The organism is Streptococcus sp. 2020WUSS089, assembly GCF_044427405.1.
GTDB classification, from domain to species: Bacteria; Bacillota; Bacilli; order Lactobacillales; family Streptococcaceae; genus Streptococcus; species Streptococcus hashimotonensis.
Window position 1 is genome coordinate 56213 of sequence record NZ_JAOTGD010000002.1, and the last position, 25749, is coordinate 81961.

25 protein-coding genes are annotated in these 25749 nt (G+C 41.9%); 3 read left to right on the forward strand and 22 right to left on the reverse strand.

The window, feature by feature from the left end; translation table 11 throughout:
• Positions 1 to 96: 96 nt before the first annotated feature.
• The 12 genes from ODU46_RS02680 to cls all read right to left on the reverse strand — a co-directional run bounded on the left by ODU46_RS02680 (position 97) and on the right by cls (position 11932).
• Positions 97 to 582: a phosphoribosylanthranilate isomerase gene (locus ODU46_RS02680; RefSeq protein ID WP_105150850.1), complete on the reverse strand. Its 486-nt coding sequence runs from the start codon at positions 580 to 582 to the stop codon at positions 97 to 99.
• A complete protein-coding gene (locus ODU46_RS02685) occupies positions 582 to 1175 on the reverse strand; it encodes a dTDP-4-dehydrorhamnose 3,5-epimerase family protein (protein WP_014637724.1) in 594 nt (197 codons plus the stop codon). Before ODU46_RS02685 ends, ODU46_RS02680 begins: the two co-directional genes overlap by 1 nt.
• Positions 1175 to 2044 (reverse strand): glucose-1-phosphate thymidylyltransferase RfbA, encoded by an 870-nt coding sequence (gene rfbA / locus ODU46_RS02690; RefSeq protein ID WP_015646663.1) that lies wholly within the window; start codon positions 2042 to 2044, stop codon positions 1175 to 1177. The genes ODU46_RS02685 and rfbA overlap by 1 nt, the downstream gene beginning before the upstream one ends.
• A 97-nt stretch (positions 2045 to 2141) precedes the next feature.
• On the reverse strand, positions 2142 to 2966 hold the full coding sequence (locus tag ODU46_RS02695; protein WP_024410284.1) for a ZIP family metal transporter: 825 nt from the start codon (positions 2964 to 2966) through the stop codon (positions 2142 to 2144).
• A 175-nt stretch (positions 2967 to 3141) separates the two neighbouring features.
• A complete protein-coding gene (locus ODU46_RS02700) occupies positions 3142 to 3936 on the reverse strand; it encodes a Nif3-like dinuclear metal center hexameric protein (protein WP_105147985.1) in 795 nt (264 codons plus the stop codon).
• Complete coding sequence (locus ODU46_RS02705; RefSeq protein ID WP_024411835.1) at positions 3926 to 4609, reverse strand: tRNA (adenine(22)-N(1))-methyltransferase TrmK; 684 nt, start codon at positions 4607 to 4609, stop codon at positions 3926 to 3928. Before ODU46_RS02705 ends, ODU46_RS02700 begins: the two co-directional genes overlap by 11 nt.
• Position 4610: 1 nt before the next feature.
• A complete protein-coding gene (locus ODU46_RS02710) occupies positions 4611 to 5285 on the reverse strand; it encodes a DnaD domain-containing protein (RefSeq protein ID WP_105153767.1) in 675 nt (224 codons plus the stop codon).
• 9 nt (positions 5286 to 5294) lie between these two features.
• A complete protein-coding gene (metA, locus tag ODU46_RS02715; RefSeq protein WP_014637718.1) occupies positions 5295 to 6236 on the reverse strand; it encodes a homoserine O-succinyltransferase in 942 nt (313 codons plus the stop codon).
• A gap of 103 nt (positions 6237 to 6339) precedes the next feature.
• Positions 6340 to 6852, reverse strand: coding sequence for an adenine phosphoribosyltransferase (locus tag ODU46_RS02720; protein ID WP_002937136.1), 513 nt, complete (start codon positions 6850 to 6852; stop codon positions 6340 to 6342).
• Between the two features lie 14 nt (positions 6853 to 6866).
• On the reverse strand, positions 6867 to 8036 hold the full coding sequence (locus ODU46_RS02725) for a DUF3114 domain-containing protein (protein ID WP_398579190.1): 1170 nt from the start codon (positions 8034 to 8036) through the stop codon (positions 6867 to 6869).
• Positions 8015 to 10228, reverse strand: a complete 2214-nt coding sequence (gene recJ, locus ODU46_RS02730; RefSeq protein ID WP_398579191.1) for a single-stranded-DNA-specific exonuclease RecJ — start codon at positions 10226 to 10228, stop codon at positions 8015 to 8017. Before recJ ends, ODU46_RS02725 begins: the two co-directional genes overlap by 22 nt.
• A gap of 156 nt (positions 10229 to 10384) precedes the next feature.
• On the reverse strand, positions 10385 to 11932 hold the full coding sequence (gene cls / locus ODU46_RS02735) for a cardiolipin synthase (RefSeq protein ID WP_248017595.1): 1548 nt from the start codon (positions 11930 to 11932) through the stop codon (positions 10385 to 10387).
• Positions 11933 to 12147: 215 nt separating this feature from the next.
• Between cls and ODU46_RS02740 the strand changes: the two genes are divergently transcribed.
• Positions 12148 to 15333: a M14 family zinc carboxypeptidase gene (locus tag ODU46_RS02740; protein WP_398579192.1), complete on the forward strand. Its 3186-nt coding sequence runs from the start codon at positions 12148 to 12150 to the stop codon at positions 15331 to 15333.
• A 43-nt stretch (positions 15334 to 15376) separates the two neighbouring features.
• On the opposite strand, the gene ODU46_RS02745 is transcribed toward ODU46_RS02740, so the two are convergent.
• Genes ODU46_RS02745 through miaA form a run of 5 tightly spaced genes read right to left on the reverse strand, consistent with a single transcriptional unit; the run spans position 15377 to position 19809 of the window.
• On the reverse strand, positions 15377 to 16132 hold the full coding sequence (locus ODU46_RS02745) for an SDR family oxidoreductase (protein ID WP_105208423.1): 756 nt from the start codon (positions 16130 to 16132) through the stop codon (positions 15377 to 15379).
• Positions 16129 to 17058, reverse strand: coding sequence for a ribonuclease Z (gene rnz, locus ODU46_RS02750; protein ID WP_398579193.1), 930 nt, complete (start codon positions 17056 to 17058; stop codon positions 16129 to 16131). Before rnz ends, ODU46_RS02745 begins: the two co-directional genes overlap by 4 nt.
• 10 nt (positions 17059 to 17068) lie before the next feature.
• Complete coding sequence (locus ODU46_RS02755) at positions 17069 to 17698, reverse strand: cystathionine beta-lyase (RefSeq protein WP_398579194.1); 630 nt, start codon at positions 17696 to 17698, stop codon at positions 17069 to 17071.
• On the reverse strand, positions 17682 to 18932 hold the full coding sequence (gene hflX, locus ODU46_RS02760; RefSeq protein ID WP_398579195.1) for a GTPase HflX: 1251 nt from the start codon (positions 18930 to 18932) through the stop codon (positions 17682 to 17684). The genes ODU46_RS02755 and hflX overlap by 17 nt, the downstream gene beginning before the upstream one ends.
• Positions 18925 to 19809, reverse strand: coding sequence for a tRNA (adenosine(37)-N6)-dimethylallyltransferase MiaA (miaA, locus tag ODU46_RS02765; protein WP_395326390.1), 885 nt, complete (start codon positions 19807 to 19809; stop codon positions 18925 to 18927). The genes hflX and miaA overlap by 8 nt, the downstream gene beginning before the upstream one ends.
• Before the next feature lie 68 nt (positions 19810 to 19877).
• Here miaA and ODU46_RS02770 point away from each other — a divergent pair, with 68 nt between their 5' ends.
• A complete protein-coding gene (locus tag ODU46_RS02770) occupies positions 19878 to 20048 on the forward strand; it encodes a DUF3042 family protein (RefSeq protein WP_012775205.1) in 171 nt (56 codons plus the stop codon).
• 98 nt (positions 20049 to 20146) lie between these two features.
• On the opposite strand, the gene ODU46_RS02775 is transcribed toward ODU46_RS02770, so the two are convergent.
• Positions 20147 to 21313 carry an MFS transporter gene (locus ODU46_RS02775; protein ID WP_398579196.1) on the reverse strand — a complete coding sequence of 389 codons (1167 nt, stop codon included), beginning with the start codon at positions 21311 to 21313 and terminating at the stop codon, positions 20147 to 20149.
• Between the two features lie 197 nt (positions 21314 to 21510).
• On the opposite strand from ODU46_RS02775, the gene ODU46_RS02780 reads away from it, so the two are divergent.
• A complete protein-coding gene (locus ODU46_RS02780; protein ID WP_044763959.1) occupies positions 21511 to 22659 on the forward strand; it encodes a cobalamin-independent methionine synthase II family protein in 1149 nt (382 codons plus the stop codon).
• Positions 22660 to 22729: 70 nt separating this feature from the next.
• Here the strand turns inward: ODU46_RS02780 and ODU46_RS02785 are convergent, their stop codons facing one another.
• Genes ODU46_RS02785 through folP form a run of 4 tightly spaced genes read right to left on the reverse strand, consistent with a single transcriptional unit; the run spans position 22730 to position 25743 of the window.
• Entirely contained in the window at positions 22730 to 24040 is a 1311-nt protein-coding gene (locus ODU46_RS02785; RefSeq protein ID WP_398579197.1) for a GntP family permease, read from the reverse strand.
• A 50-nt stretch (positions 24041 to 24090) separates the two neighbouring features.
• Positions 24091 to 24579 carry a 2-amino-4-hydroxy-6-hydroxymethyldihydropteridine diphosphokinase gene (folK, locus tag ODU46_RS02790; protein ID WP_024400722.1) on the reverse strand — a complete coding sequence of 163 codons (489 nt, stop codon included), beginning with the start codon at positions 24577 to 24579 and terminating at the stop codon, positions 24091 to 24093.
• Positions 24576 to 24938, reverse strand: coding sequence for a dihydroneopterin aldolase (folB, locus tag ODU46_RS02795; protein WP_012027113.1), 363 nt, complete (start codon positions 24936 to 24938; stop codon positions 24576 to 24578). Before folB ends, folK begins: the two co-directional genes overlap by 4 nt.
• Entirely contained in the window at positions 24931 to 25743 is an 813-nt protein-coding gene (gene folP, locus ODU46_RS02800; protein WP_172035637.1) for a dihydropteroate synthase, read from the reverse strand. Before folP ends, folB begins: the two co-directional genes overlap by 8 nt.
• Between the last annotated feature and the right edge of the window lie 6 nt (positions 25744 to 25749).

The window sequence follows — 25749 nt, forward strand, 5'->3', positions numbered from 1 at the left end:
TTTCCCTGCAAGATTACGTAAAACGTAATCTTGCTTTCACTACGGCGGAAACTATCGCTATTGGCTCACTGTGCTCGCCTTCTTTAAATTACCAGACTACTTCAATACTTCTTCCAAGTAAGCAATCTTGGCAAAGTCTTTTTGATTATTGTTTTCTGCACGGTAGGAATCTTTTGAAGAGGCTTGGTAGATTTTCAGGTATTGTTCAAGTGTCGGTAGGTAATAGCGAACACCTGCTGTTTCTAGTTCTTCCAAATCTTCTAGCTCTACACCAGCAAATTCAGGCAGTGAATGCAGGCCTCCGAATTCAACAGATAAGCCATCTTTATGAAATTCATGTTCGTGACGGTCAACCAGGACATAGCCGAGTTGGTTCATCATGGCAATCAGCTCATCTGCACGGTAAATCCGTTCGTCGTCTGGGGCTTCCCAACCACGTGGATCACTTGGAACATGAATATCTAAATCTCCTGCCTGCCAGTCCCTACCTGTTCGCCTTTCCAAACCAACTGAGCCCATTAACAAGGGAGTGATTCCTAACTTGTTTAACTGCTCTGCTATTTCCAAAAAGGCTTGAAACATTAGAGGTCCTCTTTTCTCAAAGGCTTAACGTCCTTGAGGAGTGGGTGATTCTCATCTGCTTCTGAAACTTCTGCTTCTTCTAGGTTTTCCCACTGGATGTCTAGGCTAGGGTCAGCGTAGTTGACGAAAGCATACTTAGGCTTGAGTTCCAAAGCCCAGTAGTCATTAACCAAGTAGCTGTAAGCCACGAAATCTGACAAAACTTGGAAACCATTGGCAACGCCACGTGGGACAAAGATACCTTTTGAAGCATCAATAACGGTTTGATAGGTATTACCGAAGGTTTCGCCTTCACGAAGATCCACCCAAGTTCCCAAAACCTTACCGCCATCTGCCACTGAAATGTATTTATCCCAAGGCTCAGCGTGAAGACCACGAAGAACATTTTTGCGAGAGAAGGAAACATTATTCTGCAATTTTCCTTCTGCAAAGAAGCTTTCTGGGAAGCCCAGTGGCAACATTTTTTCCTTTTGGAAGTTCTCCTTAAACCAACCACGGTTGTCACCATGAACAGGAATGTCGAATTCTAACATTCCTGGAATAGCTTCAACTGGGCGAGCTGCTAGTGTTTTACCGAAAAAGTTTTCTGTCATTAGGCTTCTCCAATCAAACGGAGCAAGTATTGTCCGTATTCATTTTTCTTAAGTGGCTGTGCTAATTCGTGGACTTGTTCTTTTGTAATATAGCCCATGCGGTAGGCAATTTCTTCCAAGTTAGCCACTTGAACGTTTTGCAAACGTTGAACCGTTTCGATGTACTGTGCAGCTTCCAAGAGGCTTTCATGCGTACCTGTATCTAACCAGGCAAATCCACGGCCCATAAGCTCAACAGACAAGTCGCCACGCTCTAAGTAAGCCTTGTTGACATCTGTGATTTCCAACTCACCACGAGGTGAAGGCTTGATATTTTTGGCAATCTCCACAACATCATTGTCATAGAAATAAAGACCAGTAACAGCAAAATTCGATTTTGGCTCTTCAGGTTTTTCTTCGATAGAGATGGCATTCATATCTGCGTCAAACTCGACAACACCAAAGCGTTCTGGGTCTTTTACTTGGTAACCAAAGACAGTCGCGCCCTTTTCTTTGCTTGCTGCACGTTGCAACATCTTGGTCAATCCATTGCCGTGGTAGATGTTATCACCAAGGATTAAGGCTACATTGTCATCACCGATAAATTCTTCACCGATAATGAAGGCTTGCGCCAAACCATCTGGACTTGGTTGTTCTGCATATGAAAGTGAAATTCCAAGTTCAGAACCATCTCCTAACATATCCTTAAAACGTGGAAGATCTTGCGGAGTTGAAATAATCAAAATATCTTTGATTCCAGCCAACATCAATGTTGACAATGGATAATAGATCATTGGTTTATCGTAAATTGGCATCAACTGTTTTGAAGCTGCGCGCGTTAAAGGATACAAGCGTGTACCTGACCCACCAGCTAGAATAATACCTTTCATATAAGAGTACCTTCCCTAAATTAATATCAGTTCATTATACCATATTTTTAAAGATATTGTCATAAGAAAAAAGCCTGTAACAACAGACTTTAACAAATTATCCTAAGGCAACATCCAAAATCATCATGATGATAAAACCGGCCATTAAGCCCAGAGTTGCAATATCCGTATTGCCATTTGTCTGCGACTCTGGAATGAGCTCTTCTACGACGACAAAAATCATGGCTCCTGCCGCAAAGGAGAGGGCATAAGGTAAAATAGGTGTCATAAAGGTGACCGCAAAAGCCCCTATGACTGCTGCAATCGGCTCGACAATCGCTGACATTGATCCCCAGTAAAAAGCTTTCCACCTAGATGCACCGTCTGTACGAATTGGAATAGCCAAGGCTGCCCCTTCAGGAATATTTTGTATACCGATCCCAATAGCAAGACCGATTGCACCAATAAAAGCTGCTGGACTATAGTTAGAAGCAAGTGCACCAAATGTAACACCGACCGCCAAGCCTTCAGGAATATTGTGAATTGTAATGGCTAAGAAGAGCAGGGCTGTTTTGGATAGATTTTTTCTCTCCTTCTCACCACCGCCTTCTGCCTTATCTTTATCATTTCCCAAATGTAAATGCGGAACCCAGGCATCTACCAAGCGTAAAAAAATACCACCTGCTGCAAAACCTACTGCTGCTGGTATCCAAGCCAAATTGCCGTATGAACTTTCAGCATACTCAATCGATGGAGCTAATAAAGACCAAAAAGAAGCCGCAATCATAACACCAGCTGCAAAGCCTAGCATGGTGTCTAGCAAACGACGGCTAACTGTCTTAAAGAAAAATACAACGGCAGATCCCATAATCGTACAAAACCATGTGAATAAACCACCTAGCAAAGCCTGTAGAACTACAGACTGATTAGTAAACCAAGTCATAACTAACATCCTATCCTGTTTAATTTTGCATATCCTATAAATTAAGATACCCTAATTTATTATAAAATTCAAGCTTTTTCACTTAAATAAATAAGAAAATATCTAAAAAATAAAAGACCTAAAACTACATTAAATGTCGTCTTGGTCTTTCCATAATTAGGTACTGATTAATTTATCACAAATGTCTAAACGGATTGGTTGAAACAGTTGAAGGTAGAATTTCGACATCCCAACCTTCATTTGCCTTCCATGTTTCCAACAATTCAGCAATTTTCTTGATAAACAAGGCTTCGATATGGTGGCCTGGATCAATAGCCAGCAAGCCTTGTGTCAACATATCCTGACCCGTATGGTAGTAAATATCGCCTGTGATGTAAACATCTGCTCCCTTGGCAAGAGCCTCATGGTAGTAAGACCCACCACTGCCTCCACAGATCGCCACACGGCTGATATACTGCTTGGCTTGATGCCCATATGTCACTAGACGGACAGCATCTAGACCAAAGACAGACTTGACTTTCAAAGCCAAATCCTCCAAGGTCTGCTCTGCTATTGTCCCCACACGACCAAGCCCCTGCCCCTCGGCAGTTTCAATCAAGTAGGTAGTATCTTGAATTTCTAATAGTTCACAGAACCAGTCGTTGAGACCACCCTCAACCACATCAATATCTGTATGACTGACATAGACTGCAATATCATGCTTAATCAAATCAAGATACATTTTAGTTTGCGGATTGTCACCCACCAAATCCTTTATAGGACGAAAAATCGGAGCGTGTTTGACGATAATCAAATCCACCTTTTTATCAATCGCCTCTGCCACTGTTGTCTCACGAATATCCAGAGCCACCATGACACGTTGAATCTCTTTATTAAGGGTACCAATTTGCAGCCCTTTGACATCGCCTTCCATAGCTAAAGAAGGGGGACAAAAGGCTTGATAGCGCTCAATAACCTGACTAGCTAACATGGAGTACCTCCTGAATTTGTTGGATTTTTTGGGAAATGGCAAAGCGGTCACCTTGGCGTTCAGATGGAACTTGTTCCAAAGCAAAACTTAATTTTTCAAGTTCTCTTCTCCACTTTTTGACGAAAACTGGTGAAGCCTCCTCTAGTAGATAGGGACCAAAACGATGTTCAACTTCTGATAATCTCATCTGTCCTGATTCTGCAACGAGGATTTCATATAACTTGCCATTTTCTTCCAGAATCTTTTCAGCAACCAATCTAAAACCATTTTTTTCCAACCATCGACGCACATCATCTTCACGATTATTTGGCTGGAGTATCAACCGTTCAATGGTCGCAAGCTTTTCTTTTCCTGCTTCTAAGATTTCTGCAATCAAGCGTCCTCCCATACCTGCTATGGTCACGGCAGTCATCTGGTCAGACGTCTCAAACGCACCTAAGCCATTTGCTAAACGGACTAGAATTTTTTCTGTTTGTCCCGCCTGCTCTACATTCTGGAGCGCTGACTGATAGGGGCCTTGAACGACTTCCCCCGCAATGGCAAAATCAATACGCCCCTGCTCTACCAAAAAAAGAGGGAGATAAGCATGGTCACTCCCTACATCAACTAGACGTGCCCCTTGTGGGACAAAACTTGCGACTGTTTCCAGCCTTTTAGATAATTTTGTTTCCATATCAATCTTTCCAGAGATCCATTGCATCAAGAAAGTCACTTGAAACAGTCACATTCTTAGGAGTCTGAATTTCTCTTTCTGCATTTTTCGCTTCTACTTGCGCAACTGTAGTAATTCCCTCACGGCGCCAGTTTCGTAGAATAGCTTGGATGTATTTCCAATTTGTTTTGTTGTTAAAAACAGCTTCTTTCAAGGCTGCACGAACCAACTCAATCGAAGTTTTGTCATCCTCAATAGTCTTCTGCAAATCTTCGATTTCAAACGGCGATAAAAAGCGGCCCAATTCACGTTCAAAATCACCCACCAAGGTCTTCAAATCATTCTCTGGCTGCACAATCTCAACTGCCTGTTTTGGAGTTAACAGAGCATCCAATTTTTCAAAAGCAGGAAGCGCATCGAATATCATTTCAATTTCACCAGCAATACTGATTGTCTTAAATTCTAAGAGTCCAGCATCTTGGAGATTTTCAATAGCTTGATTGACCTGGGCAACTGTTTTACCAGTAGCTTGAGCAATCTCACTAGGCGCTAATGATTCGATGGCTGAAGAATTTTGATAAAAGAAAAACTGCCAAATCAAAAAATCATCTGCCGACGGAAAAAGCTCTTGATAGTGGAATAATATTGCTGCTGGCAGGACCAAATGTCCCTGACGAAATTGCTGTGAATAGTTCATACTTCCTCTTTAAAGACTAGCTGACTGGGCTGATTGTTCAAAGATATGCCAGTCGTATGGAGTTTCTTGATAGACAGCATAATTCACCCAGTTGGTAAAGAATTGTGCTGCTGGTAAATTCCAAGAGAGAGATGGTTTGCTTGTAGGGTCATCTTCTTTGAAATAATTTTCCGGTAAATGGGGATTTTTTCCAGCTATACAATCACGTTGGTATTCCTTAGCTAGGGTATCCCTATCATACTCTAAATGTCCAAAACTATAAATTTCTCTTAAATCCTTGCTGGCTAAAATGGATAGGCCAACTTCTGGACCTTGTGATAAAATCGTCAACCCACTCAGATGGGCAATATCTGCTTCTCTTACTTCCGTATAACGGGAGTGTGGTGAACGAAATTCATCGTCAAATCCACGCATAAGAGGGCTAGTTGGATTAGTCACTTCTTGACAATATACACCTGATAGTTTTCGAGACATACTGTGTTTGGGTACACCATAGCGTGCATACAAACCAGCCTGTGCTCCCCAACAAATGTGCAATGTTGAATAAACATGTGTTTTTGACCAATCAAAAACTTGAGTAAGTTCTTGCCAGTAATCAACTTCCTCAAAAGGTAAGTTTTCAACTGGTGCTCCTGTCACGATGAGCCCATCAAAATAGCTATCCCTGACCTGCTCAAAAGTCTTATAAAACTGCTTCAAATGGTCCGAGTGTGTATTTTTGGACTCGTGACTAGCCATGTAGAGAAATTCAACCTCTAGCTGTAAAGGAGTGTTAGCCAAAAGACGGAGCAACTGAGTCTCCGTCACGATCTTCTGTGGCATGAGATTGAGAATAAGGATTTTGATAGGACGAATGTCCTGATGACTAGCTCGGTCGCTATCCATCACAAAAATATTCTCTTTTCTCAAAATTTCAACTGCTGGTAATGATTTTTCAATTTTAATTGGCATAAGCAACCTCCCAATTTTCTTATATTTATTATAAGACAGGTTGCTATGCAATTCAATTAGAATAAAAATAGGACCAGTTATAAGTTTTGACTATAACCTTAGATTAATAGTGCATCAAAACCTTGTAGTCGTAATCGCCGATTGCTTCGCGGCCTTTCAAATCATCTAGCTCAATCAAGAAGGCACAGCCAGCAACGATACCGCCAAGCTTTTCAATCATTTCGATCGTTGCTTTTACAGTACCACCAGTTGCCAACAAGTCATCGACAATCAAGACACGTTGTCCTGGTTTGATTGCGTCTGCATGCATCGTCAATGTATCTACACCATATTCTTTTTCATAATCAGCTGAGATAACCTCACGTGGTAACTTACCTGGCTTACGAACTGGTGCAAAACCGATTCCCAATTCAAAGGCAACTGGACATCCAACGATGAAACCACGCGCCTCTGGCCCAACAATCATATCGATTTGCTTATCTGTCGCATACTGAACGATTTCACGTACTGCATAGCTATAAGCATTTCCATCTGCCATCAAAGGGCTAATGTCACGGAATTCGATACCTTCTTTTGGATAGTTAGGAATTGTTGCGATGTAATCTTTTAAGTTCATTTGTCTCTCTCTTTTTAAAAATAATTTTTACTCTTCATTATACCATGAAATTGTTTTTTGGTACATTTCAGACCTATATCTTTAGCAAATCGTCTCCTCACATTCGCCACACAAGCTGCCCTACTATGTCCACCATAGGAAAAGCTCCCTTGCTGATTAAAGTAAGACTGCTCCCAGCCAACCTCATTTCTTCCTTTTTGGTAGCGACGAAAGCGAGTAGGCGATAAATAGACTCCCATCTTTGAGCGTAGCAATTCTTTCCGAAAAACGGGATCCTGCGTACCAACTGGAGCCATATCAAGTTGTCTATGGCGCTTATTATTAGCTCTGGCATAATTGAAGGAAGCCCCGTTTACCACGCCATTGACCTGAGGTCGTTCTTCTAAAATCAAGGCAAATTGTCCATCTTGATTTAGGATAAATTCGCTGTGAAAATGAATCAAAATCTTCATATTGACTGGCAAGGTCTTCTGATTTTTCTTGCCGAACAGTTGTTTATTGTGTAGGCGGGCAGATTCTCGTAAGCGATAAGACCAGCGAGGTAGGCTACGTAAATAGGCTACCAGAGCCTGCCAGTCTGTTTTTCCTCTTCCAAACTGCTGACGTACCCAAAAAGCCTGCTGATAGGAAATAAGGTAGCGCAGTTGATGGACCTGTCTGTTTAACGGCCGTTTGACTTCTAATTCTCGAACTGGAAAAGCCTTATCAACTAGCTTAGCAAAGTACCGCCAAAACGGATGGTGTGGAGGACAATTCACATCCATCTTCTGCAAAAGTTCAGGTAATATCCCGTGACTTAATTCCTCAGGAAAATCTAACATATTCATACTTTGCTCCAATAAAGCCGTCGCTTTCTCTTGGCTTAAAGAGCGACTGTCAACTTTTATCAACTGATAAAAGCTAGTTGAGGCAAAAATAGTAGCTTCTTTTATGAAATTTTGAACAAATGCTGGGATGTCTTCTTGTTTTAGAGGCAACAGTTGTTTCAGGAAAACCTTTTTGATGGCTCTTTCTGACCATCCTACTCGCCGTAATTCAATCAGTGCGTGCTTTATTTCGGTTATCTGTTCAAGATTTTTCAACAGACTTTTTTGCCTGATAAACCTATAAGTGTAGTGAAGCGTTCCAATCACTCCAACAACAACCAGAGCTTCTACTGTCATCAAACGCGACCACAAAGCCATTCATAAATTTCCTGAACGGTGCCAAGCGCCATTAACTCTTGCTGCATTACGGTTTGTTTTAAGTCTTGATAAATCTGACTTTCTGAAATCTCTCGCTTCTGCGCCTCTTTGTTGACCCGCATGACCCCATCCGTAATGGTAACAAATTCTAATTCTTGGAAAATCTGAATCATTTTAACCAATAGACTGTCCTTAATTTTTAAGTAACCAGCCAAATCTTTCAGTTTGTAGCGGACATCAAACTCATCAAATTGGTAAATGGTCTTATACAATTTAGCGAATTGTTCTCGGCTACCATAACCATCTAGATAGTACGGTTTGGCAATTTCATTTTTAAAATAAATGGCTTCAAATTCTCTTTCCTGAAAATAGCTACGCAGACTACTGAGGTCCTCAGGCAAGTTAGCTAAGACAATTGCTTTGTTATCTACTACTGGATTTTCAATGTCCAAAATTGGGACTCCAGCAGGAATAGGATGGTGCTTTCCACGAATATTATAAAGTTGAACACCATTGACCCGAGCATCAACCAACATGAGCTGAAGACTGGTATTGCCATTCCATTGATTGACAGACAAGGTAACAGCTAGTTCTAAGCCCTTGGCCTGTGAAAATTCCAAGGCTAGATTACCCTTACCAAAAGCAACCACATCAAATCCAGCAACCCCTTTTGTAATCCGTATCTTCAGATGAGCATTATTCTGCCCCATGGTTCTTGCTGATTCTACCTGAAAGTCTCTGATGTAGAATACAGGCTTTTTATTATCCATGCCGTAAGGCGCAAGCTTCTCGAAAGATTTTAGAGTATCTAGGGTTAATTCCTCTAAATCCAATTCTTCATCTAAGACCAGCGAAGACTTGCTGGATAAATCCAATTTATTTTCGATAATGTAGTCTGCCAAGGTTAGAGCAAGCTCTTCAAGTTTGTCAACTTCCAAGGTCATACCTGCTGCACCAGCATGACCACCAAAGGCGATAAATAGGTCCTGATGATCTTTAAGGGCCTTGAAAATGTCAACCGCTTCAACAGAACGAGCCGAACCCTTTGCCTTACCATCTTCAATAGACAAGACGATAACAGGCTGGTGCAATTCTTCTAGTAGGCGTCCTGCTACAATCCCTAAAACACCTGGGTTCCAACCTTCTTTAGCCAGAACTTGAACAGGTCTATCATGACGGAGCATGGTTTTTGCTTCATCGTAAATTGCTTGGACGACATCCTTACGCTCGACATTCTTACTGTCAATCATGAGAGCAATCTCATGGGCCTCTTCGTCATCAAAACCAGTCAATAATTCGATGGCTGGATTTGGATCATCGAGTCGACCAAGGGCATTCAACCTCGGAGCAAGTTGGAAGCCAACTGTTTCTTCATCAAGGCTATCCATATCAATGCCAGCTATTTTCATCAATTCTTGGAGGCCTGCACGTTCGGTCTGTTTGAGAAGGGACAGACCATATTTGACCATGACACGATTCTCATCGGTCAAGCTAACCATATCAGCGATGGTGCCAATTGCGACCAAATCCAGCAAGTCTGCATGAACCGTTTCAAGAAGGGCACAGGCCAATTTGAAAGCCACACCGCAACCTGCCAAATGTTTGAAGGGATAATTTCCCTCTGGATGCTCTGGATGTACAATCGCATAGGCATTGGGAAGGGTTTCCTGCATGGAATGGTGGTCTGTCACGACAACATCGACACCCATTTCCTGTGCATAGGCAATCGCTTCATGACCCGCTACGCCATTGTCCACCGTCACAATAAGAGAAATCCCCTGCTGCTCGATAAAATACTTGTAAACTGACTGATTTGGCCCATAGCCATCTGTGAAACGGTTGGGAAGATAAACTTGGACTTCTGCCCCCATTTCCTCCAGAGTTTCTTTCAGAATAGATGCCGAGGTCATGCCATCTGCATCATAATCTCCATAAATCAAAATTTGTTCGTAATCTTCGATTGCTCGGCGAATCCGCTCTACCGCCTTGTCCATATCATGTAGTAAATAGGGATCGTGAAGGTCTTCTAAGCTTGGTTGTAAGAAAGTATGCAATTCTTCCGCCGAATGGATGCCACGTTCATACAGCAACTTAGCCGCTACCGAGTCCACTCCTTCTTTTTTAGCAATTTTGATAAATTGTTCATCAGAAAAACCGGTCAATAATTGCCAGTCATAATTGGGTTTTATCACGTTTTTTTACTCCTTAATACTCAAAATCACAAGTAACCTGTAACTTTTCCGAGTATAAACTATCTTTCTATTATATCATTTTCCAAGAAAAATGGAGCAAGGTAAGACCGAAACAGAATGTCGTTCCCTTGCTCCATGAAGAACTAATAGTGCAATTTATAATAACGGCGAAATAATTCGCAGTAGGGCTCCTCCCAAACGCTTATACCAAGAGTACGTTTTATGGAAGGTTAGAAGGTTAATTTGCTGTGATTTTTTGAAGGAATGAGTAAAGTCATCTTTAATAGCTGCCAAAACTGCCGAGTGATTGTAAATATAGAGACCGCACTCAAAATTAAGATAAAAAGAGCGAAAATCCATATTCACCGTACCAACAGTAGCTTTCTTATCATCGACCAAAACAACTTTGGAATGGACAAACCCAGGCTGGAATTCAAAGATTTCAATTCCTGCTTCCAAGTAAGTCGGAAAATCAGTACGAGCAGCCAAATAAGCCGATTTTTTATCGTAGATATGCGGGAGCAGAATGCGAACCTCGACTCCACGCTTCGCAGCATAAGTCAAATTATCAATCATTTCATCATCCAACACTAAGTAGGGTGTCATGATATAAATATAATCCGTTGCCGACTGAATCATGTCTAGGCAGACTCGTTTGGCTACCTCATCTCCATCAAATGGATTCTCGCCATACGGAAGGAAGAAACCTTCAGCATCAATGGTTTCCGTCTCTAAATCTTTATGCGTTTTGAGGTATTGTAGATCATCTGTCTCTGTCTTTTCATTGTAATTCCACATTTGAAGGAACATCAACGTAAAGTTTGCAACAGCTTCTCCCCTAATCATAATCGCTGCGTCTTTCCAGTAACCAAAACGCACTTTCTTGTTGATGTATTCATCTGCGATATTAATGCCACCAGTAAAGGCAACCTTTCCATCAATAATCGCAATTTTTCTATGGTCACGGTTATTTTGCACCGTAGATAAGGCTGGGATAATTTGAGAAAATACTTTGGCTTTTATCCCATATTTTCTCAAGGTTTTATAGTAATTATAGGGAAGATTGGTCAGTGAATTCATCCCATCATACATAAAACGAACTTCCACCCCTTGCGCTGCCTTTTCCTTCAAAATGTCAAGGATAGAATCCCACATATATCCCATATCGACAATAAAGTACTCCATGAAAATATACTGCTCTGCCTTTTTCAATTCTTCTAGTAGAGCTTCAAATTTTTCCTGACCTGTTGAAAAATAGACGGCATCCGTATTGGTATGAATTGGGTAGCCAACGTACTCACTCATGAAGTGAGCTAATTTCAGTTGCTCCTTATCTTCCTGCTCCAATGCCTTCATGACCTTTTCAGACGTCTTACTATACTCCCGAAGTCTTTGTGCTTGCTTATGAAAATTTTTACGATAACGTTTGGTTTCAATGTTGGACTGCAAAATAAAATAGAATAGAGCACCAAAAATCGGAATACCAATGACAAAAATAATCCAGGTTAACTTAAAACTGGTATTCATCGGTCTATTGATGATTGAAATAGCTACAAAAATCGAAAAAATTTGCAAAACAATCAATAAAGCAGGCATATAGGTAGCTGCCGAACCTACCAACCAAAGAATAAGGAAAATGGTTAGAATAATCAAACTAATGACAATAAATGTCCGGCTATATATAATTTTCCAAAGTTTTTCCATACATCTCTCCCTTATTTCTTTACCATTATAACAGATTTTAGTTCATTATCCTACTCAAAATAAATAGTCTTTATGATCCGATATTTCTGAATATTTTAAATATATAAACATATTTAATTCATATTGTAAAGACATATATTTTTTGATAAGATAGGCATGAAATAACCCGTTTTAATTTACTACCCCGTACACATTATCAAAAGGAGGAAGTTCGTATGAAACTTTCATATAAGAAAAGGCTGTTGAATCAAGTCCTACTTGCCTCAACAGTTCTTTTAGCTGCATCTCTCACTCAGGGAACGGTCTTCGCAAATACAGAGGAGATGCCAACTACTGCTAGTAAAACAGTGACTCCACTGCCTGAAGAGACTCCTATCATGGAAACTAGCACAAGCGAAGCTACAGATATTCTTGTAGAAGGGAAGGAGACAGAAAAACAAACTGAAGAAATAGCAGATACTTCTCCTACACCTGTTTCCACAGAAGAAGATACAACATCTTCCGAGCCCAATGCCGAGGAAACTACGCTCAGATCAGCTAATAATGATAGTCAGGATCCTACAGAAGAAAAATCTGCCGTACCGACTGTTGATACAATTACACTCGAAACAAAAACTGTCTATCTATCGGAAGCAGTCACTATCACAGAATCCGTCACTCTTCCAGATACAACTGAAAAAATAGAATGGACATTGGATGGAAAGCCTATTTCCGAATGGAAAACATGGAATTTGAAAGAGGGAGATTTCACAGGCGATACATTTATCACAGTAGAAGAAAGCAGACAGGATAACCAACTTCATTTGAATATCCAGCTCGCAGCTCTCTTTGGAGAAGATTTGAGCAGACGGACACCGAGTAATATTCGCCGTACCTATCGACATTTTATAAAAGATATGCTGTTGGAAGGTACTAGTGCCGATGGAAACTTGATAATTTCAAAAACTCTTCATTTCCGTCCTTATGAAGCCTACCGTACACATGAGGAAATGTTGACAGAGATTGAGGAAACTAAAGATAATGCTGCGACCGACCGCTTAGTAAGGATTGAGTCAATTGGTCAATCAGCTGAAGGTAGAGATATAAAAATGGCTGTTGTGGCTAAAGATCAAGCAAGTATTGATAAATATCTTACTGAAACAACGCCACTCATGCTGACCCAACCTGACCAGATGCTGAAAGAGTTGCAAGCTGGAACCTTCGACTATAAATTACCTATTCTCATCAACAACACTCACGCTGATGAACAACCCGGCATAGATGTGGTAACTAGCCTATTCAAAGAATTTGCACAAAAAGATACCATTACTTTCCCATCTACAGATGCCGATGGAAATCCTGTTACCCTGCATTTAAAAGTGACAGATTTGTTAGATAAATTTATCTTCTTGTTCAATTTCACAGAAAATCCTGATGGCGATGTTAAAAACTTGCGTTCACTAGTAAATGGTTTGGACCCTAACCGTGATACTGGTTTCCAAGTGAATCCAGAAACACAAGCCATCGTCCGTCAAATCCACAAATGGAATCCAATATCTGTTTTAGATATTCATGGTTTTGTATCTGGATTTCTCATCGAGCCTGCCACTCCGCCACATGACCCAAACTTTGAATATGATTTACTAGCCGATATTATGCTGGAAAAAGCTCATGAAATGGGCCGAGCAGGTATTGCAAATTCTAAATATGAACGCTACACCATCCCTAAAGTCCACTGGGGAAATGGTTGGGACGATTCCTTCTCAGGCTATACAGCGGTGTATGCAATGTACCACGGTATTCTTGGACATACGATTGAAATTCCAGAAGGAAATCAAGAATCATTCAAGGCTGGATTCTTTGCTGTTTTGGGCGGTGTTCACAATATGGCAACCAAGCCAGACAGTCTCATGGAAATGCGTCTCAAATACTATTCTCGCGGCGTCAATAAGATAGAAGATCCAAAAGCAGAGTCTGAATTAGTCGGACCAGACGGAGCTGTTGTCGGACGTGTCAAAAAAGACCAGCCAAAATTCTTCCCAGACTACTATGTGATTCCTATGACGCTCGATAAACACAACGATATGCAAGAAGCCTTTAAGATGATTGAATATTTCAATCGTAATGGGGTTGTTGTCAAGGAATTAACTGAAGATGTTGGAAACTTCCGCAAAGGCGACCTAGTTGTCGATATGGCTCAAGCCAAACGAGGATTCGCTAACCATGTCCTCTACGCTGGTTCTGATGAATCTGCTTGGGGAGCCATGTATGCTGAATTGGTGGTCAACTTCCCTGATATGAAAGGCTTTAGTGCCAAGGCTATATTTGAAGAAAATGCCTTTAGCGGCAAATTAGGTAGCATCACATGGACAAAAGCTCCACGTACTACGGAAATTGATTTCAAAGCGCCTTACTATATCGTTGCAAACACATCTGAAAGCGCAGTTCAGGCCATTAATCAAGCCATCAAATCAGGCGCTAAGGTCTACCTTACAGACGATGGCTACATCATGGAAACTAACCAATTTAGCCACTTGCTGGACACCTATGCTCTATACGGCGAACCTCTCTATAAGAAGCCTCTTGGACAAGAATTGAAAGCAATGAAGGTGTATGCTCCTTCTCACTCTTATAGTTGGGCAGGCGACTTTGCCATTCTTGCAAATGCTGCACTTGCGGTAGAACGAATGGGCTTTGAAATTGTCAATAGCGCAGATGAGGCTGATGCTATCATTCTCGAATCAGATCAATTCGATGCCAGTGTATTTGGTAAGAAACCAATTATCATCGTAGGTGGTGTCGCCATGCAAAAACTGGAGGAATTAGGAATCTTAGCAGGTTTCAATGCGGAACAATTTACAGATGGTGGTGACTATGAAGGTCTCATGCGGGCTATTATTGATGATAAAGATCCATTAACAAGTGGCTACACCATGAATGGACTTTTCTATTCCAACTCCGGTAATTGGATTGAAGGCATTCCTGAAGGATTTAAAACGCTTGTTAAAATTGCTGACAAAGATTATTATATCGCAGGGTGGTGGCCTGGTCATGACAAATTAGCCAATAAAATTGTCGCCATCGCTGGAAATTATCAAGACCAACCTGTCTTTATCTATGCAGGTAATCCAACAAACAAGGTCCACCCTGTTCACTTCTTCCGTTGGGTGTCCAACGCCCTCTTTGGTAGCCAATTAGCAACCTTAGAAGACTTACCAGCTGTAGAAATTCTTGTACCGCAACCTGAAATGCCAAAAAATATTCTGGATGAGGCGCCAAAAACTACTACAATAGTACATACCACCAAGTCTACCGATGCAAAACAACTACCTCAAACAGGTGAAAAAACAAACTATATCGCTATCGCATTAGGTAGCCTACTTCTAGGCAGTATCTCCTTACGTAGAAAAAAGCGTAGCTAGTATACACGAAAACGCCGAGTTTTATTTCGGCGTTTTTCTATGCTTATTTCAAATTAAATACTGTACTGGCCAAGTAGTCTGCTATTCTTGGAAAGAGAGTATAGAGTTTATGAGCAGCTGCTAGTGACCAAGGCAGATTGATGTCTCGTTTCTTCGTCCCCATAGCTGCCACGATTTTCCGAGCCACATAATCTGGTTGCAACAAGAAAGCCTTGACGCTCTCTTGATAGCTTCCATCCGGATCTGCTTGGTCGAAAAAGCTGGTTGCGATTGGACCTGGGTTAACAGTTGTAACCGTCACACCATACTGGGCTAATTCCAAGCGAATGGTATTGGAAAAACCCATAGCTGCAAACTTGGTCGCCGAATAAACGGATGACTTGCTTGAAGCTATTAAACCTGACATGGAAATGATATTGATCATCTGCCCGCTCCGTCTAGCTTTCATTCGCTTGCCTACTAAACGGCACATGGTCATCAGAGCAAAAGTATTGATGTCAAACATAGCCTGCACCTGTTGGCTGGAAAAATTCTCAAAATCATCGTAAATGGCATAGCCAGCGTTATTGACCAAAATATCAATCTGACCAAACTGACTATCCAGTTCATCGAAAAATGCCGTCAGAGCTATTTCATCTCGGATGTCTACATCAAAGACAGCCTTTTTTTCATGGTAAGCATAGAGCTGCTCAATTTTTTCGACATCACGACCTAGTAAAATCAAAAAATCATCCTTCAGCAATGGCACCATTTCCTGTACCAAGCCACCAGAAGCACCTGTGATTAGAATGGTTCTCATAGCTCAATTTCCTCTAAATCCTTGACAATATGAACCTGCTCGAAAATAGTACTTGCATCTTTCCGTAATTGACTAATATCCTTGGATAAAAATCGTGGACTGATATGATTAAGCAAGAGCTGCTTGACACCAGCATCCTTGGCAACCTGAGCAGCTTCCATATTGGTCGAATGCCCATGCTTGCGAGCAATCTTCTCATCGCCTTTTCCGTAAGTCGCCTCATGCACCAGCACATCAGCATTGACAGCCAGACGGACACTAGCATGACACTTGCGCGTATCACCAAGAATGGTCACCACCTTACCAGGCCGAGGAGGAGAAATATAGTCACTGGCAATGATTTCCCTGCCGTCCTCCAAGGTCACGTTTTGACCGTTTTTGATTTTTCCAAAAAGGGGGCCAAATGGTACACCTGCCGCGCGCAGAGCCTCTGCATCCAATGTCCCTTCCAAATCTTTCTGGATGACACGATAGCCGACACAAGGAATGGTATGGTCCAGTTTTTCAGCGAATACTGTGAATTTGTCCGTTTCTAGCACCTGACCTACCGTATCAACATCAAACTCATGAAAATGAATGCGATATGGTAGGCGTGTCCCTGAAACTTTCAAACTTGCCAAGACAAAGGAACGGATGCCAACAGGACCGTAAATATCAATATCAGTCTGCTCCTCACTTGACTGGAAAGAACGGCTAGACAAAAAACCTGGCAGTCCAAAAATATGGTCTCCGTGCAGGTGAGTGATAAAGATTTTTACGACCTTACGTGGACGAATAGTCGTTTCCAAAATTTGATTTTGAGTTCCTTCGCCACAATCAAAAAGCCAAACCTGATTGATTTCATCCAAGAGTTTCAAGGCCAAACTGGATACATTTCGAGCCTTGGAGGGCTGACCAGCCCCCGTACCTAAAAATTGAATTTGCATTGTTTACTTTCTAATGTTTTATATATAAAATTGCAGAGCGGCCCGACCAGACATAGTAATACTGACCAGCATATCCGTCCGCTACTTCCAGCACTTCTTCCTGATTAAAGCCTGAAATCTTGACCAAACCTTCTGTCGTCTCCACTTTGGTCAAAAGGTAGTCTGTTTCAACTTCCTCTAACTCAGCGTCCTCAAAGGGACTGGCTTTCATAAAAATCTTGCCCTCCTCCACAAAGACGACATAGTGGGGAAAGACTTGGGCAATTTCAAAGAGCAAGCTATCCGTCACTTCCTCTACTCCTTCCGAAAAAACCTGAGCCAGACCGTCAACCGACACATAGGCAAATCCGAAAGACTTACCTGATAAGTTGAGACGGACAAAGGGCTTATCTTCTTCAAAGCTGGGCTCTTTTGGAAAAAGGCAGAGCTGCTGAGAAAGTGTCAGATAGTAGTCCGTCGCTTCTTCTGCTCCTTGTTTCTGGTAGATTTTCGCAAAATAAGCGTTGATAACTGAAGGCGGTGGAGTGATAAAATCTAGTTTTTGTTGGTCAGTCAAATCAGCTAATTTCTTCGCCAGATAGACCTTGTCCAGACTGGTAAAGCCACCGTATTTGATTGCCAAATCAAGATAATCCGTCATAAAATTCTTCCAACTTCCATTTATTGCTGGAAGCGATATAGCCTGATACCACTTCCACATCCTCTTCGTAGGTCCGATTTTCTATCAGAGCTAGAGTTGCCAAATCATGCAATTTATAAGATTCAGCAAGTGGTACCCTGACCTCAAACCGTTCAAACATGGTCTTAATCTTGGCCAAGACCATCATCTGTATATGGCCTTTGGCATTTTCATCCTTAGCGGACAGCATGACATGAGGAAACTGACTGGGGGTAAAGCTGTCATCCGTCTTGTCCAACTTGTTGTAAAGGGCCAGACGGGGAATATCCAGCATATCCAGGTCTTTCAAAATGTCCAGGACCACCTGCTCCTGCTCACTGTGATTGGGGTCAGATGCGTCGATGACATGGAGCAAGAGATCCACGTTCATGGACTCCTCCAAGGTGGACTTGAAGGCAGAAATCAACTCTGTCGGCAGGTCCTGAATGAAACCAACCGTATCAGTCAAAGTCACGTTGAACTTGTCGGCCAGGTTAATCTGCTTGGTCGTGGCATCAAGTGTCGCAAAAAGTTCATCTGCCTCGTACTGTCGCTTATCGGTCATGGCATTCATAATGGTGGACTTGCCAGCATTGGTATAGCCAATCAAGCCGATTTTGAACACGCCTGATTGCAGACGGCGTTCACGGACAGTAGCTCGGTTCTTCTCCACCGTTTTGAGTTGGCGTTCGATGTCGTGTATCTGATTGCGAATACTTCGACGGTTGAGCTCCAACTGACTTTCACCTGGTCCACGAGAACCGATACCACCCGCCTGACGGCTAAGCATAATGCCTTGGCCAACCAAGCGTGGCAACATGTACTTGAGCTGGGCCAAGTGGACCTGCAGTTTACCCTCGTAACTCCGTGCTCGCATGGCAAAAATATCCAAAATCAACTGCATACGGTCGATGACCTTAACCCCCAGAATCTCCTCCAAATTGACATTCTGACGGGGTGTCAGTCGATTATTGACAATAACTGTATCAATCTCATCAGCTTCGACCATCTGGGCAATTTCTTCTAGTTTCCCTGAGCCAACAAAGGTTTTGCTGTCGTATTTTTCACGTTTTTGGGTATAAACTCCCTTGACCAGAGCGCCAGCCGTCTTAGCAAGGCTTGCCAACTCTTCCATGGACATGTCAAAGTTGTCTGTCTGCTGTAATTCCACTCCAACCAGGAGGGCACGTTCTTGTTCTTTATGCGTTTCAATCATTTAAAAATTCCTCCGCGGCGGTGAAAATCTGCGACTTGTAATCTGGCTCGCCCACTGAATAAAAGGGAACCTGCATCCGATTTCTAAACCAGGTCAATTGGCGTTTGGCAAAGCGGCGGCTATTTTGCTTGACCTTATCAATTGCTTCTTCTAGGCTGATTTGACCTGCTAAGTATGGGAAAAACTCCTTGTAGCCAATTCCCATAGCAGCTTGGGCTTGGGGATACTTTTTGTATAGCCAGCTAACTTCATCTAGTAAGCCCGCCGCAATCATCTTATCCACTCGCTGATTGATGCGGTCGTAAAGAACCTGTCTGTCATCCGTCAGGCAGATGCAAAGAGGCTCATATTCTGACTCTGTATTTTCCAAATTTTTTCCAAACTTTTTCAACTCTAACCCACGAATGATTCTCCGTCGGCTGTTTCCCTCGACCATCAAACCTGCCTGCTCTGCCATTGTTTCCAAAACCTCGTCAGACAAGCAGTCGAGTTCCGCCCGATAAGCAAGAACTTGCTCTTGGTCAACCTGCCCGCCTAGATGGTAGCCTTCTAGCAGACTTTGGATATAAAGGCCTGTTCCACCCACGATAATAGGCAACTTGCCACGACTGGTAATGTCTGCAATTAAAGCCTTGGCTTCTGCTACAAATTCATAAGCCGAATAGCCCTCGGTCACATCTCGGACATCAATCAAGTGATGAACCGCAGCAGCCTGCTCTTCAGGACTAGCTTTTGCCGTACCAATATCTAGTTTGCAATAGACTTGCTGGCTATCACCGCTGATAATTTCTCCCTTGTAGCGCTGGGCCAATTCAATGCCTAAAGCGGTTTTTCCTACCGCAGTTGGTCCAATGACCACAATAACTTTAGTTTTCATCTTTTTCCTTGAAAATATTTTGTTTTTTCGCTAAAATCTATTATAACACAAGTAAAGGAGAAATAACTATGGCTAAAGGTTTTGGTAAAGGTTTCTTGACAGGTGTTCTTTCTACAGTTGCTCTTGCAGCAGGCGCAGTCTTCACTGTTCACAAAACAATCATTGAACCAGAAGAAAAGAAAGAAGCCTTCATTGAGGAAAATCGTAAAAAAGCTGCTCGTAAACGTGTAGCACATTAAAAAGCTGGCAGGAGTCCAGCTTTTTTGTTTGACAAAAAATCCCTTAGAAGCTCTGCCATTTTCACAGAAAAATGTCAGCCTTCTTAAGGGATTATACTTTATAAGATAGTATCTTCTTTTTCGATCAGAACAATAGTCCACATCATGGCAAGTGTGACGATAGCCAGAGCAAGAATCAATGGCATCCAGTTTCCGAAGATTGGATAGCTATAACCAAGAAGGCCTGGTCCAAATGCTGCAATGAGATAGCCACCTGTCTGCACCATTCCTGATAGCTGAGCAGTAGCCTGGCTGTTGCTTGTTTTCAAAGTAAAGCTCAACATCATATAAGGGAAGAGGGCTGCATTTGAAAAACTTAAAATAATGTGAAGTGCTGACCAAAGAATGAGATTGGTCGGAATCAATGCCATCATAGCCAAGCCAAGCAAGGTAACAGAGGAAATAGCCAGCATGATATTTCGACGCATTTCTTTTGTCTGACGGGAAAGAATAGCTGGGATAATCATTGACATGGGAATAGCTGTCATATTAAAGAAACCAGCCATTAGACCTGCTTCTGCCTTACTAAAGCCAACTGATTGAGAAATGGTTGGCAACCAGGTAATCTCTGTATAGTAGAGGACTGATTGTAGCCCACCAAATATCAAAAAGGCAATCGCTGCTTTATTTTTCCAGATAGATGATTTCTGTTTTCCTTGGTTCTCACTTGAAAATCGATGGTTATTTTTTACATTAGGCAACCAGATTAGGAAAGCCAGAAGCACCAATCCTGTAATTAACAGAATAAAAAATTCCCAAGAACTAGAGGATACAATTGGAACAGCAATCATGGAGGCAACTGTTGCCGCAACCCCCATGAGAGTGATATAAATCGTCGTATACAGACCAATTTTCTTTGGAAAATTAGCCGCAACCAAACTTGGTAGCAAAACATTAATAAACGCTATTGTAGCACCAACAAGCATTGTACCAATGTAAAGGGCTGGTAAGTTGAGAACTCGCATTCCTGAACCAAGCACCATAACCAGTAAGACTAGGGCCATTAGTTTTTCCATGCCAAACTTAGCCGCAAGACGCGGTGCTAAGGATGAACAAAGAGCAAACATAATGAGCGGAATAGAGGTTAAAATTCCTAATGAACTCACTTCTACTCCCAGTCCTGCTGCCACATCTGTCAAAATAGCAGGTAAAGCTGTAAAGGGGGCACGCATCACGACCCCTAGCATGACGATTCCTGCAATTATAAAGGGTGATTGTTTTTTCATTTTTCTCCTAAGTCTCCTAATGTTCGGATTTCAGCACTTTCGATTATACCATAGTTGACAAATGATAGAAAGTTATTTCCGTCTTTTTTTCTAGTTATAGTTTTTAACTATGGATTTGCCATGAAAATAACTATTTTTCAAATGATAGCTTCTGAGTTAGAATAGGTTCATCACTAAAACGAAAGAGAGATACATATATGACAACTTCAAGATTCCAATTAGTCGGTTCACTTCTTCGACCAGCAAACTTAGGAGAATTTAAACGTAAAATTGAGCATCGTGACAATATCCAATACCCATTCTACGACGCCTTTGATGGCTATCAAGAAACTGAAGCTGCAACTATCGAGGCGATTGTAGCTGAACAAAAAGCAAATGGTATTGATATTGTAACAGACGGTGAGTTTTCAAAATCAATGTGGCATCTTGACTTTGTCTGGGGCTTCGATGGTATCGAGCGTTACATTGCTGAGCATGGTTATCCTTTTAAAGACCATGATGGACAAATTTTTGAAACACGTAAGGATATTGGATTACGTATCACAGGTCCTCTTTCAGCAAAAAATCACCATTTCATTGACATTTATAAAAAAGTTAAAGAACTAGCTGGTGAAACTGATACAAAGTTAACTGTATGGGGACCTGCCCATGCCTTTACCGAGCTTGTTCTCTTCAATGGTCAAGTCGGTCCAGACCAAGTTTATAAAACACGTGAGGATTTGAAAGAAGGTTTATTGGCTGCCTATAGAGAATTTTTAGACCAGTACAAGGAAGCTGGTGGACAAATCGTTCAATTCGATGACTGCCTTTGGGAATTATTCGACCCTGCTAACCCTGTACCTTTCTTGCCACAAGACGATTCTGAAGCATTGGCTGCTTTGGCTGACGAGTTTGTTGCTATCAATAATGCTGTTATTGATTACGGACATGAAATTGGCTTGACCGTCTGGACGCACAACTGCCGTGGTAACTATGAAAGCCGCTCAGCAGCTGGCGGAACTTACGAAGCTATTGCTGAAAAATTCCTGCGTGACCAAAAATACGATCGATTCTTCCTTGAGTGGGATGATGAACGTGCAGGTGATTTAAAAGCTTTGGAAAGCTTGCGTGATAAGAATGTCGAAGTCGTTCTTGGTCTACTTTCAAGTAAAACTTCTGATTTGGATGATGAAGAACGTGTTTATAAATTACTCGAGGAAGCAAGCAAGATTATTCCAAAAGAGCGTCTCTACTTGTCACATCAATGTGGATTCGCTTCATGTGATTCAGGTAATGAATTGGCCATCCCGCAACAGTGGGCAAAAATTAAACAAGGTCAAGAAATTGCAGAGAAGTTTTGGTCTTAAGCCACTTCTTGTTATTCGTGCATAAAAGCCCCACCATTTGGCAGGGCTTTTATTTGTTTGTTAATCAATCCTAATATAGCAAAGGTGCCAACAGTAAAATCACAAGTAAGGCTAACAAATGCCCAACTGTCACTAGGATAAACGAATACTTGAGTCCTCGTTTCATACTTAATTTCGAAAGATTGTGGAAGGTAATCATCACACCAGACTGAGGCACAACTGTCAAGATAGCTGATGCAACAACTACTACACGATGCAGCAACTCTGGATTAATCCCCATTTCCAAATAGGCAGGGAGGAAATTACTTGAAGCAATACCTACCGCACCAGAAGATGAACCGATAATACCACTAACCAATGCTGTCGAAACAGATAAACTAATCAGTGGCGATCCCGGTATTTGTTGAATCCATTCTTGAATGACTGCAAAACCTGCTGACAAGGTTAACACCGTCCCAAATGCTACGGTACTAGAAGTTGCAAATGCAGGCACTATAGATGCTGTTGTCGCAGCATTCAAAATTTCTTTTTGATTTGGCAGATATGGATAAAAAATCAAGGCTGATAGAAGGATAGAAACCAACAAGCCAATTGCCAGGACATTCGGAGTTTTACTCATTAGGAAAATCGTCCCAATAAGACTGAATAGAGGCAAGACTGATAAAAATAGATTTGGTGTCTTATCAGCTACCACTACTGCAGCTTCATCCTCTTCTTCCGTATACGTCTCTCCATTTGCTAGACTTTTCTTGAGGCAGTAGACCATGTAGAGCAAGCCAAATATTAATAGCGTCAAGCTGGCTGCCAAACTGATAACGGGTGCCGCGGTCAAGCTAGTTCCCAAAACTTTTGTCGGAATGACATTCTGGATGGAAGGTGCCCCAGGAAGAGTTGTCATCGTATAGGTACCTGCTCCCAAAAAGACAGGAATCGGAAAAAGTGCCCAGTTGATATTCAACTCTTTAAAGAGGGGGCGTGAAAGGGGAAGCAAGGTAAAAATGACTACAAAAATACTCACACCACCATAGGTCAGAATGGAAGCAATCAAAGTGATCGCTAACAAGCCCTTATAGGGACTATCTTTTCCCATTACTTTCAAAATGCTATTGGCAATTGTCTGCGTAGCTCCACTTGCCTCCATATAACGTGCCAAGATAGACCCCAGCATAAAGATGGCAAAATTATTAATCAAAAAACCTGCTAAGCCCGCCATATAAGACTGCTCTTTGCCCAACATAACTTCCAAAACATTCATCTGATTGGTCAGAATGATGATTAAACTAGCTAGTGGTGCCGCAATGATAACATGTAAATTTTTTGATGTCCAATAAATAATGGCTACAATAGCCAATAAAACCCCTAAAGTTGCTAAAATTGTCATAAAACTCCTTTATCTATTCTATCCCCTAATAAACCTAGTATCAGAGGCAACTATTTGAAAATTTTTATATCTTTTTGTTCCCCTAGTTCTGCAAGTAAGTCCGATACCACTTTTTTCAAAATTGGGTGACGGTAATCAGAAGCAATCTCAGCAAGAGGTTTGAGAACAAATGCTCTTTCATGGGCGTAGGGATGGGGAACAATCAGATTCTCTTCTTGAATCTTCTCCTCATCCCAAAAAATAATATCCAAATCAATGGTCCGTTGTCCCCATTTTTCAATCCGTACTCGGTCCAACTCTTGTTCGATGTTCTGGCAAACGCTTAGAAAATCCTGAGCAGACAAATCAGTATACACTTGACAAGCTAGATTGAGGAAATCAGCCTGATCTGTCTTACCCCAAGCTGGAGTTTCATAAATGTTGGAAACTAAGCCAAGCTGGCAACCTGGATGACTGGCTAATTTGTCTAGGGCTGCCTGTAAATAGGCTTGCCGATTGCCCATGTTCCCTCCGATACTGAGATAGGCTAGATGCTTCATGGTCGTTCACGCTCCAATTCAATTCCGACAGAATCATAGTGTCCAGCAATGGGCGGATTTTCCTTGTAAATGGCCAAGCGAATCTTCTCCACCTTTGGAAATTGATCAAAAATCTCCTGACAAATAACACCTGCTACCTTTTCTATAAGGATGTAGGGCTTGCCTTCCACAACTGCTTTAATGGTTTCAAAGACCATACCGTAGTGAACTGTGTCTTCTAAATTGTCAGTTTGTGAAGCTGCTGTCAGGTCAACAAACAAATCACAGTCAACTGTGAAAATTTGACCAAGAACTTGCTCTTCTTTGAAGGCACCATGGTAGCCGTAAAAGCGACATTTATTAAGAGAAATCTTATCCATGTTGACCTCCAGAAGTCAATTGGTCCCAAACTTTAACGATGTCACGGTTGGCAGCAACATTGTGAACACGGACCATTTTACAGCCTTTTTGGACTGCCCAGGCAGACAAGGCTGCCGTTGCTTGATCGCGGTCAGTCGGTAAGCTATTTCCACCAAGCAGATAATCCACCACGCGCTTACGAGATATTCCAAATAGAACGGGATAACCAAGAGCAGTAATCTGTTCCAGACCTTGCAAGAGGTCCAGATTATGTTGGACATTTTTTGAAAAACCAAATCCTGGGTCTAACCAAATCTGGTCTGCGGAAACACCAGCATCAAGTGCTGCTTGGGCACGCTCGGCTAGAAAGTTTTTGACCTCTCCAACAACATCCGCATAGCTTTCTTCTTTCTGGTTGTGCATGAGAATAATTGGTACCTTGTACTCCGCAGCCAGGGCTAACATATCTCCATCATAAAGTCCTGCCCAGACATCATTTAAAATATCTGCGCCTGCTTCCAAGGCTGCACGTGCTGTGCCTGTTTTATAGGTATCGATGCTGACCAAACAATCGTAGTTTTCTTTTATTGCACGAATAATTGGAACCACGCGAGCAATCTCGTCTTCTTCAGACACAAATGTTGCACCTGGACGAGTGGACTCCCCACCAACATCAATGACGGTAGCACCCTCAGCCAACAACTTTTCTACTTGTACCAAGGCAGACTCCACCTCATTATAGTGACCACCATCTGAAAATGAATCTGGCGTCACATTGAGAATCCCCATAATGGTTACTTGATTCGCTAACTGTTCGATTGACATAGAACC

What these genes read in the sequence shown, in the direction of transcription:
- metA (WP_014637718.1), bottom strand. Translation starts at nt 6,236, where the DNA reads ATGCCAATTAAAATTGAAAAATCATTACCAGCAGTTGAAATTTTGAGA.
- ODU46_RS02775 (WP_398579196.1), bottom strand. Translation starts at nt 21,313, where the DNA reads ATGAAAAAACAATCACCCTTTATAATTGCAGGAATCGTCATGCTAGGG.
- rfbA (WP_015646663.1), bottom strand. Translation starts at nt 2,044, where the DNA reads ATGAAAGGTATTATTCTAGCTGGTGGGTCAGGTACACGCTTGTATCCT.
- ODU46_RS02780 (WP_044763959.1), top strand. Translation starts at nt 21,511, where the DNA reads ATGACAACTTCAAGATTCCAATTAGTCGGTTCACTTCTTCGACCAGCA.
- ODU46_RS02755 (WP_398579194.1), bottom strand. Translation starts at nt 17,698, where the DNA reads ATGACGGATTATCTTGATTTGGCAATCAAATACGGTGGCTTTACCAGT.
- ODU46_RS02745 (WP_105208423.1), bottom strand. Translation starts at nt 16,132, where the DNA reads ATGAGAACCATTCTAATCACAGGTGCTTCTGGTGGCTTGGTACAGGAA.
- miaA (WP_395326390.1), bottom strand. Translation starts at nt 19,809, where the DNA reads ATGAAAACTAAAGTTATTGTGGTCATTGGACCAACTGCGGTAGGAAAA.
- ODU46_RS02785 (WP_398579197.1), bottom strand. Translation starts at nt 24,040, where the DNA reads ATGACAATTTTAGCAACTTTAGGGGTTTTATTGGCTATTGTAGCCATT.
- folP (WP_172035637.1), bottom strand. Translation starts at nt 25,743, where the DNA reads ATGTCAATCGAACAGTTAGCGAATCAAGTAACCATTATGGGGATTCTC.
- ODU46_RS02725 (WP_398579190.1), bottom strand. Translation starts at nt 8,036, where the DNA reads ATGGCTTTGTGGTCGCGTTTGATGACAGTAGAAGCTCTGGTTGTTGTT.
- ODU46_RS02705 (WP_024411835.1), bottom strand. Translation starts at nt 4,609, where the DNA reads ATGGAAACAAAATTATCTAAAAGGCTGGAAACAGTCGCAAGTTTTGTC.
- ODU46_RS02700 (WP_105147985.1), bottom strand. Translation starts at nt 3,936, where the DNA reads ATGTTAGCTAGTCAGGTTATTGAGCGCTATCAAGCCTTTTGTCCCCCT.
- ODU46_RS02770 (WP_012775205.1), top strand. Translation starts at nt 19,878, where the DNA reads ATGGCTAAAGGTTTTGGTAAAGGTTTCTTGACAGGTGTTCTTTCTACA.
- ODU46_RS02685 (WP_014637724.1), bottom strand. Translation starts at nt 1,175, where the DNA reads ATGACAGAAAACTTTTTCGGTAAAACACTAGCAGCTCGCCCAGTTGAA.
- cls (WP_248017595.1), bottom strand. Translation starts at nt 11,932, where the DNA reads ATGGAAAAACTTTGGAAAATTATATATAGCCGGACATTTATTGTCATT.
- ODU46_RS02695 (WP_024410284.1), bottom strand. Translation starts at nt 2,966, where the DNA reads ATGACTTGGTTTACTAATCAGTCTGTAGTTCTACAGGCTTTGCTAGGT.
- ODU46_RS02710 (WP_105153767.1), bottom strand. Translation starts at nt 5,285, where the DNA reads ATGAACTATTCACAGCAATTTCGTCAGGGACATTTGGTCCTGCCAGCA.
- hflX (WP_398579195.1), bottom strand. Translation starts at nt 18,932, where the DNA reads ATGATTGAAACGCATAAAGAACAAGAACGTGCCCTCCTGGTTGGAGTG.
- ODU46_RS02720 (WP_002937136.1), bottom strand. Translation starts at nt 6,852, where the DNA reads ATGAACTTAAAAGATTACATCGCAACAATTCCTAACTATCCAAAAGAA.
- ODU46_RS02680 (WP_105150850.1), bottom strand. Translation starts at nt 582, where the DNA reads ATGTTTCAAGCCTTTTTGGAAATAGCAGAGCAGTTAAACAAGTTAGGA.
- folK (WP_024400722.1), bottom strand. Translation starts at nt 24,579, where the DNA reads ATGAAGCATCTAGCCTATCTCAGTATCGGAGGGAACATGGGCAATCGG.
- folB (WP_012027113.1), bottom strand. Translation starts at nt 24,938, where the DNA reads ATGGATAAGATTTCTCTTAATAAATGTCGCTTTTACGGCTACCATGGT.
- ODU46_RS02740 (WP_398579192.1), top strand. Translation starts at nt 12,148, where the DNA reads ATGAAACTTTCATATAAGAAAAGGCTGTTGAATCAAGTCCTACTTGCC.
- rnz (WP_398579193.1), bottom strand. Translation starts at nt 17,058, where the DNA reads ATGCAAATTCAATTTTTAGGTACGGGGGCTGGTCAGCCCTCCAAGGCT.